This window comes from Nocardiopsis listeri NBRC 13360 (assembly GCF_001570765.1).
In the GTDB taxonomy this organism is placed as follows: domain Bacteria; phylum Actinomycetota; class Actinomycetes; order Streptosporangiales; family Streptosporangiaceae; genus Nocardiopsis; species Nocardiopsis listeri.
Genome location: NZ_BCSH01000083.1, coordinates 22,374 through 33,041 on the forward strand (window position 1 = coordinate 22,374; position 10,668 = coordinate 33,041).

Below are 10,668 nucleotides of genomic sequence, written 5' to 3' on the forward strand. Positions count from 1 at the left end.
GGGTCACCGTTCTCGGGGGCCCTCCAGGTCGGCGATGATGCGATCCAACAGGTCACAAGTGTCCCGGGCCGGGGCCAGGGTGTTCATGTGGCCCTGGAGCGGCGATATCGGGGTGGCCCTTCGGACCGCACGGACCAGGGAGAGGAACTCCTCGACGTGCTCGGTGCCCTTCAGCACCTGGCTCGCGTGCAGGAGCCAAGGCCCCGGCCCCTGGCGTTCCCACAGGTTCCGAACCGCCCTCATGAGGGGTCCCGTCTCTCCGGTGTACTCGGCCAGGCGCAAGGACTCGAAGTGACCGATGTTCCCGTGTACGTGGTTGTGCCGGAATCCGCGGAAGGCGGACGGATACTTGGCGAACTCGGCCGCCCGACGAATCTCTTCGAGCGAGCGCGTGTCCTTGGTCTTCTCCGAATGTCGTATCAGCCGCGTCCGCTCCTCGGTCACCTCGACCGGACGGCCCGTCTGCTCACGAGCAGGTTCGCGGACAGCGGGCGACAGGGCCGACACCCCTGGGCGAGAGCGGGGGTATCGGTCGTACAGCAGCCTCGCGGCGGACAGGACATCCTCACCCCGCGTCATCAGCTCGGTCAGGAGCACCACGTGAAGTTCGGGGTCGTCTCGCATGACCAGCGCCTCCAAGGAGGGTTCCCTCCCCTCCCAGAACCATTCCGAGCTCAGGTACCCGGCCCTTTCCCCCCACCCTTCCAACACGGTCGCGGTGGCCGTCTCGTTCCAGGGCAGTCCTTTCCAGGCCGACACCCAGAGCGCGCCGACACGCACGTCCCAAGGTTCCTCCTCCGACAGGTGGGAGGTCACCCAGGACGGATCCTCGGGATCGACCAGAACGGCCGCCAGTAGGGCGTCACGTCGAAGCCGAGGGTCGGCGTCGGCATCGGCCAGAACGGCGCGCAGCGCGGTCGCGAGCCGGACGGGGGCGTCTCCGATCGCGCGAATGTCGGCGGGAACACGCGGCCACGGACTTTCGGGAGTGCGGCCCACCGGGTCGATCAGCCCCGGAGGTACGACATCGACCTCGGGCACCGTGAAGGTGCCGTAGGCCTCCGTCCACAGGTCGTCCCGAGCGGTGATCCCCCACATCATCGTCCCCAGGTTCCCCACCATGCCGACCAGCCATTCCATGGTTTCGGCGGGCCGGGCCCACAGGAGATCGACGACGTCGTCGATCCTCGACAACAACGCCCGACGTAGTTCGGCGGTGGGGTGGCAGATCTGGGAGAGGCTCAGATTGTAGAGGACCTCGGCGATCTCGGGCGCGGCGGGCGGGTCGGGTTCCCGGAGCAACCCCAACAGGAAAGGCAGGAAGCGCGCAGCGTTCGAGTGGTGCGGTTGAACCGGCTCGTAGGTCATCGCGTCGTTGAGCAGGTCGTCCAGGTGAATGGCGGTCCGCCGCGCCACGGCCGGGTCCGCGTCCACCAGCCGGACCATGAGCTCCGTCGGGTCCTCCTCCGTTCCGCCCGGGTGGCCGAACGGGGTCCAATCAACGTCGTGGAGGCCGGCCAGGGCCGGGTGGAGGGGGGTGGTCATCGGTTCCTGGATCTCCCTCATGCTCAGTCTCGTCGGTCGAGTTCCTCCGAAGAGGCCTCGTAGGTGATGCCGTACAGCTCCTCCTCGGAGACCTCCTCCTCCACGTCACCGCCGCGCCGCCACCACGACCGCGACTCCTTCTCCGCGCGACGTTGTTCGCGCAGTTCCCTGCGGGCGTCCTTGCGCGCCCGCCGCTCGGTGGAACGGTCGGCGCGACGGGCCTTACGTACCCTCTTCAGTTCCTCGCGACGTTCGGCGATGGTGGGCTCGACAACCTCACCGGCCTCGGTGGCCTCGGACTCCTCCTCGCGGGGTCGCAACGGGGTGACCGTCGCCAGCCCCTTACCGCTGGGCACGTCATGGGGCAGTTCCACCACCGGCATCGATGGTTCTGGAGCGCGTTCGGCCTTGGCCTCCACCCGGCGGGCGACCACCGAACGATTCAGCCTGCGCGTGTACCACCAGTTGGCGATCCACGCCGCCACCGCCGCGGCCACCCCCACCTCCAAGGCGGCTACCAACCCCACCTGCCAGGCCGAAGGACCCACCTCCGCCAGGCGCTGAGTGCCCAACGAACCACCGGCGGCACCGGCCAGAGCCGCGCACAGGATCCCCGTGGTCACCCCGCACACGAACCCCCACAGCGGCGCCGCCTCGCTCACCACGTCCGGGGCGTGGCGTTGGGTCACCACACCGCCGAGCGCCCCCGCCACGAACGGCACCACCAAAGCCACCAAGGACAACATCGGGGCCGCGCCGTTGGACGGCAACGCGGCGAGCATCGGCAACGCGGGCAGTGGCCCCACCGAAACACCCGTCGGCGCCACCAGCGTCTCGGCTCCCACCGCGAAGCCCGGGCCGAGCGCGTAACAGACCGCGAAGATCACCGCGTTGGGCAGGTAGGCCAGCTGGACGATGAACAACAGCAGACCCCCGACCAGGCCGGGGGCGAGGGAGGCGGTGACCGCCAGCACCTCGTCGTAGCTCATCGCCAACGCCGCCAGGAACAACAGCAGACCGCCGGCGAGCAGGGTCCCCGAGGACGCCAACATCCCCACCAGCAGCGAACGGCTACGGGCCGGCATCAGGTCGAGCAGGTCGCCCGCGGCCACGCCCTTGTCCCTCATGAGCTGGCGCAGCACCCCCAGACCACCGGCCGAGAACGCGATCACGAACCCCATCAGCAACGCTCGCGGCATGCTCGGTTCCACCGCGTCCGTGTGCGCCAGCAACGCGAGCGTGCCCGCGATCGCCGCGTAGGGACCCGCGATCGCCAGGGCCGCCCGGTGCACGTGCCGCAGCCGTTCGATCTCGCAGTTGCGGGCCAACCACCGACCGAACCGGTACAGCAGCATCCCGGGCAGCAGCACCAATCCCATCGGCAGCAGACTGATCTGTCCCTCCAAGATGGTGAAGGACACGTGGTGGCCCACCAACCAGGCCAGGACCGCGCTGCGCAGCAGGTCGGCGATGTCCTCGCCGAAGGTGTCGTGCGGTGCCGCCACCCAACCGACCATGGTGAAGGTGACGATCACCGCCAGGCCGATGCCGGCGGCCGACGCGGCGGCGATCCCACCGGTCGAGTAGACCGGGCGGGGCGCGCCCGGAGCCGTGGAGGCCGCGGGCGCGGAGCCGGACTTGGACGGGCGCCCTTTGTCGGGGGGTGATGCTGGCGTACTCACCCGACTTATGCTGCCAGGGACCGGAATGCTCCGCGGCATCCGGCTCGCGCGTGTCGTGTCCGCGTCAGGAGCCGGGAACGGGGAACGAACGAGATACGTCGTAAGATCATGAGCCCCCTCCCCGCTCGAAGGACGATGATGTCAGAGCCCGCCCCGGACCACCCCTACCGTCTCTCGGACTCCGAACGCGACGAGGCCCTGGACCGACTGCGCACGGCGCTACAGGACGGGCGGTTGGACCTGGACGAACACGAGCGGCGCACCAACGAGACCCTGCACGCGGTCACCAACACCGACCTGGTCCCGCTCTTCGACGACCTACCCGGCGCGCTCCGACCCAGCGCCATCGACGGACCGAAGGAGACGGCTCCGGCCCCCGCGCCGCGCCCCGAGGGCGACGTGGCCGAGGTGGCCGAGACGGAGGAGAAGAAGGGCGAGAAGGACGGCCCCAACGTCAACGGGTTGGTCATCTGGGGCGGCGTCATCTTCGTCATCTGGGGGATCCCCGCCATCGCCTACGGAGGTACGAGCTCCCTCATCGGATGGCTGATCTTCCTGCTGCTGTTCATGGTGCCCGCGGTCACCGTCGCGACCGTCCAGGGCATCCGCAAGAGGTCGGACGGACCGCCCGGGATCGAAGAGTAGGTCCGCAGGGGTCCGCCCCGCACACGAAACGGCTCCGCCCCACCGACCGGGAAACCCGGTGGCGGGGCGGAGCCGTCGATTCTTCGAGAAGACCTAGAAGAGCTCGCGAGCCAGCTCGGCGGTCTCGGTCGGAGTCTTGCCGACCTTGACGCCCGCGGCCTCGAGGGCCTCCTTCTTGGCGGCGGCCGTACCGGAGGAACCGGAGACGATGGCGCCGGCGTGGCCCATGGTCTTGCCCTCCGGGGCGGTGAAGCCCGCGACGTAGCCGACGACCGGCTTGGTCACGTTCTCCTTGATGTAGGCCGCGGCGCGCTCCTCGGCGTCGCCACCGATCTCACCGATCATCACGATCACGTCGGTGTCCGGGTCGGCCTCGAAGGCCGCCAGGGCGTCGATGTGCGTGGTGCCGATGATCGGGTCGCCACCGATGCCGACGGCGGTCGAGAAGCCGATGTCGCGCAGCTCGTACATCATCTGGTACGTGAGCGTGCCCGACTTCGACACCAGGCCGATGCGGCCCGGCTTGGTGATGTCGGCCGGGATGATGCCGGCGTTCGACTGACCCGGGGTGATGAGACCGGGGCAGTTCGGGCCGATGACGCGGGTCTTGTTGCCCTTGGCGCCCGCGTGGGCCCAGAAGGCGGCGGTGTCGTGGACCGGGATGCCCTCGGTGATCACGACGGCCAGACCGATCTCGGCGTCGATGGCCTCGACGACCGCGTCCTTGGTGAACTTCGGCGGAACGAAGATCACGGTGACGTCGGCGCCAGTGGCCTCCATGCCCTCGGCCACGGAGCCGAAGACCGGAACCTCGGTGCCGTCGAAGTCGACCTTCTGGCCGGCCTTGCGCGGGTTCACGCCGCCGACGATGTTGGTGCCGGAAGCGAGCATCCGGCGGGTGTGCTTGGTGCCCTCAGAGCCGGTCATGCCCTGGACCAGCACCTTGCTGTCCTTGGTCAGGAAGATAGCCATGGTGAATTCGTCCCCTACTTCGCCGCGAGCTCGGCGGCCTGAGCGGCGGCGCCGTCCATCGTGTCGACCCGACGAACCGCCGGGTGGGCACGCTCGTCCAGGATCTGTCGGCCCAGTTCGGCGTTGTTGCCGTCCAGGCGCACCACCAGCGGCTTGGACACGTCGTCGCCGCGGCCCTCCAGCAGCTCCAGCGCCTGCACGATGCCGTTCGCGACGGCGTCACAGGCGGTGATGCCACCGAAGACGTTGACGAACACGCTCTTGACCGCGGGGTCGCCCAGGATGATCTCCAGGCCGTTGGCCATGACCTCGGCCGAGGCGCCACCACCGATGTCGAGGAAGTTGGCGGGCTTGACGCCACCGTGGTTCTCACCGGCGTAGGCGACCACGTCCAGGGTCGACATGACCAGACCGGCACCGTTACCGATGATGCCGACCTCGCCTTCGAGCTTGACGTAGTTGAGGCCCTTGGCCTTGGCGGCGACCTCGAGCGGGTCACCCTCCTCGGCGAAGGTCAGGCTCTCCAGGTCCTGGCGGAACTCGGCGTTCTCGTCCAGGGTCACCTTGCCGTCGAGGGCGACGACCCGGCCGTCCTTGGTCAGGATGAGCGGGTTCACCTCCGCGAGGGTGGCGTCCTTGCCGACGAAGGCGTCCCAGAGCTTGGTGATGATCTCCGTGGCACCCGCGACAGCGGCCTCGGGCAGCTTGCCCGCCTTCACGATCTCCGCGGCGACATCGGCCGGGGCACCCTTGAGGGCGTCGATCGAGATCTTCGCGACGGCGTCGGGGTTGGTCTCGGCGACCTCCTCGATCTCCATGCCGCCCTCTTTGGAGCAGATGGCGAGGAAGTCACGGTTGGCGCGGTCCAGGAGGAAGGAGAAGTAGTACTCCTCCGCGATGTCACTCGCCTCTTCGACCAGGACACGGTGGACCGTGTGGCCCTTGATGTCCATGCCGAGGATCTGCTCGGCCTTGGCCTGAGCGTCCTCGGGGCCGTCGGCGACCTTCACACCGCCGGCCTTACCGCGGCCACCGGTCTTGACCTGGGCCTTCACGACGACACGGGGCTTGCCCGCGGCGGCGAACTCATCAGCGATGGCACGTGCCTCAGCGGCCGTGCTCGCCACCTTTCCCTGGGGTACGGGGACTCCGTACTCTGCGAAGAGTTCCTTCGCCTGGTATTCGAACAGGTCCACGAGGGTCCGTCCTTGTAAATCGCTGGCTCAAGTGTGTACCGGGGGTGGCGTGTCCGGATCGGCGGTGACGCACTGGTGTCACACGACGCGAACCCCGCTGGGGGCCGAGCCGCCTACGGAGACCGATGATCGCCGCGGCGTTGCCACCCGCGACATGCGCAAAGCTTAGTCGCCCCGAATCCGGCCGCCGGCCATCGGGGCCGCGTTGACCCCTCGGAGCCATCCCGGAAAGCCGCTCGCGCGGTAGTAGCACGGTTCCCACGTGGGAAAATCTGTGACCAGAGACACGGCCGCTAACACCGATCCCACGGCCCACGATGCGAGGAACATCACGGCTCGGGGTCGGTCGGGCGTGGGTCAGGCGGCGTGCTCCGGGCGGATGTTCTCCCGCACCCAGTCGGCGATGTCCGCCGTCGGCGCACCCGGCGTGAAGATTCGGGCGACCCCCATCGACTCCAACTCCGCGACGTCCGAATCGGGGATGATGCCACCGCCGAACACCCTGATGTCGGTGGCGTCGTTCTCCCGCAGGAGCTCCATGACCCGACCGAACATCGTCATGTGGGCGCCCGAGAGCACCGAAAGGCCGATGGCGTCCGCGTCCTCCTGGAGCGCGGCGGACACGATCATCTCCGGGGTCTGGCGCAGGCCCATGTAGATGACCTCCACCCCGGCGTCCCTCAGCACCCGGGCGACGATCTTGACCCCTCGGTCGTGTCCGTCCAGACCCGGCTTGGCGACGACGACCCGCGCGGCGGACTCGGCCATGGCGTACCCCTCACGACGTTTCCCCGCCCGCCCGGCACCCCTTGTGAGGGTCCCCCCGGACGCCGGGGAGGAGATGATGAACTCGTGTGAAGAGTAACGCAGCTCACCCGGGGATGCCCGGTCCGGGTGTCGGGTATCTTCCGACCATGGCAGACAACACCACCGGCTTCGAGCACATCAGCACCGATGACCTGCGTGAACGCGCCGTGGAACTGGCACGGAAACGGTGGGACCTGCGGTTCTTCTGGAAACTGCTGGGCCTCATTCCCGCGGGTGAGGCCGCCGCGGGACACATGGAATCCAGCCAGGCGAGCGTCGCCCAGGCCTCCGGGCTGTTCTTCGAGGCGCTGTCCGCGGAGGACGACCCCGAACTCCAGGAGGCGCTGCGCCCGGTCTACGTCCAGTACCTGGTCGACAACGAGAACGAGGAGGAATAGCTCCCTCACCTCCATGTCCGAAAACCGCCGGCCTCTGAACTCCCGGTCGGTGAACATGGAGAGGTGATGGACGACGACCAGCGCTACAGAGCGGTCCGCAGCAGGGACTCCCGCTTCGACGGGGTCTTCTACACCGCCGTGCGGACCACCGGTATCTACTGCCGCCCGAGCTGCCCGGCGGTCACCCCCCGACGGGAGAACGTCCGGTTCTACCGTTCCGCCGCGGCCGCCCAGGAATCCGGGTACCGCGCCTGCAAACGCTGCCGCCCCGACACCGTGCCCGGCTCCGCCGAGTGGAACGTACGGGCCGACGTGGTCGGGCGGGCGATGCGTCTCATCAACGACGGGGCCGTGGACCGCGGCGGGGTGAGCGCCGTGGCCGCCTCACTGGGGTACAGCGAACGTCAGCTCAACCGTTTGCTCACCACCGAGGTCGGCGCGGGGCCGCTGGCGCTGGCCCGCACCGAACGGGCGCACACCGCACGGATCCTGGTGGAGACCACCGACCTGCCCATGGCCGACACCGCGTTCGCCGCGGGCTTCGCCAGCGTCCGCCAGTTCAACGAGACCATGCGGGCGATCTACGACCGCTCCCCCGGCCGGATGCGCGAGGACGCCGACCGCGGCGCCGTCGCGACCGGCTCGGGCACCATCACGCTGCGGCTTCCCTACCGGGGACGGATCGACCTGCCCGGGATGCTCGCCTTCCTCGGGGAACGCGCGGTACCCGGGGTCGAGGAGTACTTCGACGGGACGTACCGGCGCACCCTCGGATTGGCGAACGGACCCGGGATCGTGGAACTGTCCCCGGCGAACGGGTCGAACGCCCCGGGCCGGCACGTGCTGTGCCGATTGCGGCTGACCGAACCACGCGACCTGGGCGGGGCGGTCCGCCGCTGTCGCAGCCTGCTCGACCTGGACGCCGACCCCGAAGCCGTCGCCGAGGTCCTCGGGCCCGACCCCCTCTTGGGGCCGGTACTGCGCGAACGTCCCGGCGTGCGCGCCCCCGGTCACGTGGACCCCGCCGAACTCACGGTGCGGGCCGTCCTGGGCCAACAGGTGTCGGTGAGGGCCGCGCGTACCCTGGCGGGCCGGCTGGTCGAACGGTTCGGAGAGCCCTTGGAACGGCCCGACGGCGCCCTCACCCACACGTTCCCGACACCCGCCGCGCTCGCCTCGGCGGACCCGACCGCGATGTCGATCCCGGTGGCCCGCGGTCGCGCGCTGGTGGGGGTGGCCGCGGCGTTGGCCGACGGTCGGGTCGACCTCGGACCCGGCTGCGACCGGGACGAGGCGGAGCGGAGGCTGGTGGAGTTACGCGGCATCGGTCCGTGGACCGCCCGGTACGTGCGTATGCGAGGTCTGGGCGACCCGGACGTTTTCCTTGGGACGGACCTGGGGGTCAAGAAGGCCCTGGAGAGGGCGGCGTTGCCGGCCACCCCCGCGGCGGCCGCACGCGGAGCACTGGCCTGGAGCCCCTGGCGTTCCTACGCGACCCACCTGTTGTGGGCGTCTTTGGACCATGACGAACACCAAGAGAGGCGAGGACGATGACCTACACCGACCAGGACGCACTACCGCTGGACCTGCCCGAGGCCACCGAACCGGCGGCCCCGCCCAGGGTGACCTCGGTACGGTTCCGCGAACCGATACCGGGCTCGACCAGGTACACGACGGTGGACTCGCCGTTGGGGGAACTCCTGCTGTTCGGCGACGGTGAGGCCTTGGCCGGGGTGTCGACCCCGCCCAAGGACGGGTCGCCACACCACATCGGCGAGAGGTGGCTGGCGGACCCGGCTCCGTTCACCGAGGTGAAACGGCAGCTGGCCGCCTACTTCGCGGGTGAACTACGCGAGTTCGACCTGCCGTTGGCACCCGTCGGTACCCCCTGGCAGTTGCGGGTGTGGCGGGCCCTGACCACCATTCCGTACGGGGAGACGGCCGGGTACGGGGAGCTCGCCGATGAACTGGGGCGACCCACCGCGTCGCGCGCCGTGGGAGCGGCGAACGGGCGCAACCCGATCAGCGTCATCGTCCCCTGTCACCGGGTGATCGGCGCGAACGGTTCACTGACGGGGTACGCGGGAGGACTGGAGCGCAAGAAGAAACTTTTGAACCTCGAAAACCGTAATCGCGTATGAAAGTTTCGTTACCCCCCTTGATCGGGGATCGGGGCGTGCTTACTCTGCGGTAGCCACATCAAGGTTGTGGTGTCATTCCCCGTTCGCTACTCGACTCCCCCAGGAGAAGCGTTGGCACTGCCCATCCCCGCCCCCCGGTTCCTGCCCGTTGGCGCGCTCGCGGTCACCATGTCCGCCGCCCTGCTCATGGGTGCCTCCACCCCGGTCTCGGCCCAACCGTCCGCTCCCTCGCACAGCACGGCGGACAACGTCGAGATCATCGTCGAACACGCCGAGACCCTGGACCTGCCCCGTACCCTGAGCACCACCTCCGAGTCCGCCGAGGACGCTCTCGCCGACGCCGTCATCGACGACGTCCTGGCCGAACGCGACACCGGGCTGTCCGCCCTGGCAGACCAGGAGCGCGACGTCCGCGTCGACATCCGAGAGGCCACCGAGGGCGCCGCGTTCGGCGTCGCCATCGTGACCGCCCCGATGGGCGCCGAAGAGGACCCCTACGCCTGGCTGTTCGCCGCGGAGCTCGACGACACCGCCTGGACGGTGGGGTTGGAGGGCACCGAGGAGTTCTCCGCGATCCTCGCCGAGTCCTCGCTCATGGACACCGACGAGCGCGAGACCGTCTCCGCGTCCACCGACCCCGACCAGCTCTCCCCCATGGCCTACACCGGGGTAGGACTCCCGTTCTCGGTCGGCACGTCGATGGTGATGACCGGCGGACCGCACGGTTTCAGCTCCGGCCCGCCGTACAGCTCCGTTGACTTCGCCGGAGGCAACGGCCAGGCCCGCGCGGCCCGAGGCGGCTACGCCTACTCGCTGTGCACCGGCTGGACCCGGGTCATCCACGACAACGGCTACTCCACGGACTACTACCACCTGGAGGACTACCAGTGGCTGCCCGGTAACGACGTCGGCAACGGCCACTACCTCGGCACCCAGGGCAACAGCCTCTGCGCCGGAGGCTCGACCACCGGGGCCCACATCCACTTCGCGCTGCGCGGCTACACCGATCCGAACGCCGCCGGTTGGTACGTCGCCCTGAACGGTCTGACCCTGGGCGGCTGGACCTTCGTCGAGGGCGCGGCCTACGGTGGCTACGCCTACCGGGACGGCGTCGGCACCGTCTACCCGGGCGGCTCGATGTACAACTACGGCTTCTAGACCGGGCCTTCTCCGAGTACCGGGGCGCGGTAGGCGCCGAGGTACCAGGGGACCGACGAACACCGGGGCGGGGGCCCGTCGCGAAGACGAGGCCCCTGCCCCTGCTCGGCGACCAACAAAAAAA

General features: G+C 69.3%; 10 protein-coding genes. 5 read left to right on the forward strand and 5 right to left on the reverse strand.

Annotation, left to right across the window (positions count from 1 at the left end):
• Window positions 1–3: 3 nt before the first annotated feature.
• Both NLI01S_RS22005 and NLI01S_RS22010 read right to left on the reverse strand, forming a co-directional pair.
• Window positions 4–1,545 carry a hypothetical protein gene (locus NLI01S_RS22005; RefSeq protein ID WP_157091101.1) on the reverse strand — a complete coding sequence of 514 codons (1,542 nt, stop codon included), beginning with the start codon at window positions 1,543–1,545 and terminating at the stop codon, window positions 4–6.
• Window positions 1,546–1,568: 23 nt separating this feature from the next.
• Window positions 1,569–3,227: a cell division protein PerM gene (locus NLI01S_RS22010; protein WP_067607790.1), complete on the reverse strand. Its 1,659-nt coding sequence runs from the start codon at window positions 3,225–3,227 to the stop codon at window positions 1,569–1,571.
• Window positions 3,228–3,365: 138 nt separating this feature from the next.
• On the opposite strand from NLI01S_RS22010, the gene NLI01S_RS22015 reads away from it, so the two are divergent.
• The gene (locus NLI01S_RS22015) at window positions 3,366–3,872 is read left to right on the forward strand and encodes a DUF1707 SHOCT-like domain-containing protein (RefSeq protein ID WP_084392797.1); all 507 of its coding nucleotides are present in this window, start codon (window positions 3,366–3,368) and stop codon (window positions 3,870–3,872) included.
• Window positions 3,873–3,965: 93 nt separating this feature from the next.
• Here NLI01S_RS22015 and sucD read toward each other — a convergent pair whose 3' ends face one another.
• The 3 genes from sucD to NLI01S_RS22030 all read right to left on the reverse strand — a co-directional run bounded on the left by sucD (window position 3,966) and on the right by NLI01S_RS22030 (window position 6,808).
• Window positions 3,966–4,844: a succinate--CoA ligase subunit alpha gene (sucD, locus tag NLI01S_RS22020; RefSeq protein WP_067607796.1), complete on the reverse strand. Its 879-nt coding sequence runs from the start codon at window positions 4,842–4,844 to the stop codon at window positions 3,966–3,968.
• 14 nt (window positions 4,845–4,858) lie between these two features.
• A complete protein-coding gene (gene sucC, locus NLI01S_RS22025) occupies window positions 4,859–6,040 on the reverse strand; it encodes an ADP-forming succinate--CoA ligase subunit beta (RefSeq protein WP_067607799.1) in 1,182 nt (393 codons plus the stop codon).
• A gap of 357 nt (window positions 6,041–6,397) precedes the next feature.
• Entirely contained in the window at window positions 6,398–6,808 is a 411-nt protein-coding gene (locus NLI01S_RS22030; protein ID WP_067607802.1) for a cobalamin B12-binding domain-containing protein, read from the reverse strand.
• Window positions 6,809–6,954: 146 nt separating this feature from the next.
• Between NLI01S_RS22030 and NLI01S_RS22035 the strand changes: the two genes are divergently transcribed.
• The 4 genes from NLI01S_RS22035 to NLI01S_RS22050 all read left to right on the forward strand — a co-directional run bounded on the left by NLI01S_RS22035 (window position 6,955) and on the right by NLI01S_RS22050 (window position 10,544).
• Window positions 6,955–7,245 (forward strand): hypothetical protein, encoded by a 291-nt coding sequence (locus NLI01S_RS22035; protein ID WP_067607820.1) that lies wholly within the window; start codon window positions 6,955–6,957, stop codon window positions 7,243–7,245.
• Between the two features lie 66 nt (window positions 7,246–7,311).
• Window positions 7,312–8,799: an AlkA N-terminal domain-containing protein gene (locus NLI01S_RS22040; protein WP_067607805.1), complete on the forward strand. Its 1,488-nt coding sequence runs from the start codon at window positions 7,312–7,314 to the stop codon at window positions 8,797–8,799.
• Window positions 8,796–9,386 carry a methylated-DNA--[protein]-cysteine S-methyltransferase gene (locus NLI01S_RS22045; protein ID WP_067607808.1) on the forward strand — a complete coding sequence of 197 codons (591 nt, stop codon included), beginning with the start codon at window positions 8,796–8,798 and terminating at the stop codon, window positions 9,384–9,386. Before NLI01S_RS22040 ends, NLI01S_RS22045 begins: the two co-directional genes overlap by 4 nt.
• 111 nt (window positions 9,387–9,497) lie before the next feature.
• A complete protein-coding gene (locus NLI01S_RS22050) occupies window positions 9,498–10,544 on the forward strand; it encodes a peptidoglycan DD-metalloendopeptidase family protein (protein ID WP_067607811.1) in 1,047 nt (348 codons plus the stop codon).
• Window positions 10,545–10,668 lie beyond the last annotated feature (124 nt).

Bases quoted from the DNA above. Each gene is read 5' to 3' on its own strand.
- NLI01S_RS22005 (WP_157091101.1), bottom strand. From the start codon at position 1,545: ATGACCACCCCCCTCCACCCGGCCCTGGCCGGCCTCCACGACGTTGAT.
- NLI01S_RS22015 (WP_084392797.1), top strand. From the start codon at position 3,366: ATGTCAGAGCCCGCCCCGGACCACCCCTACCGTCTCTCGGACTCCGAA.
- sucD (WP_067607796.1), bottom strand. From the start codon at position 4,844: ATGGCTATCTTCCTGACCAAGGACAGCAAGGTGCTGGTCCAGGGCATG.
- NLI01S_RS22030 (WP_067607802.1), bottom strand. From the start codon at position 6,808: ATGGCCGAGTCCGCCGCGCGGGTCGTCGTCGCCAAGCCGGGTCTGGAC.
- NLI01S_RS22035 (WP_067607820.1), top strand. From the start codon at position 6,955: ATGGCAGACAACACCACCGGCTTCGAGCACATCAGCACCGATGACCTG.
- NLI01S_RS22040 (WP_067607805.1), top strand. From the start codon at position 7,312: ATGGACGACGACCAGCGCTACAGAGCGGTCCGCAGCAGGGACTCCCGC.
- NLI01S_RS22045 (WP_067607808.1), top strand. From the start codon at position 8,796: ATGACCTACACCGACCAGGACGCACTACCGCTGGACCTGCCCGAGGCC.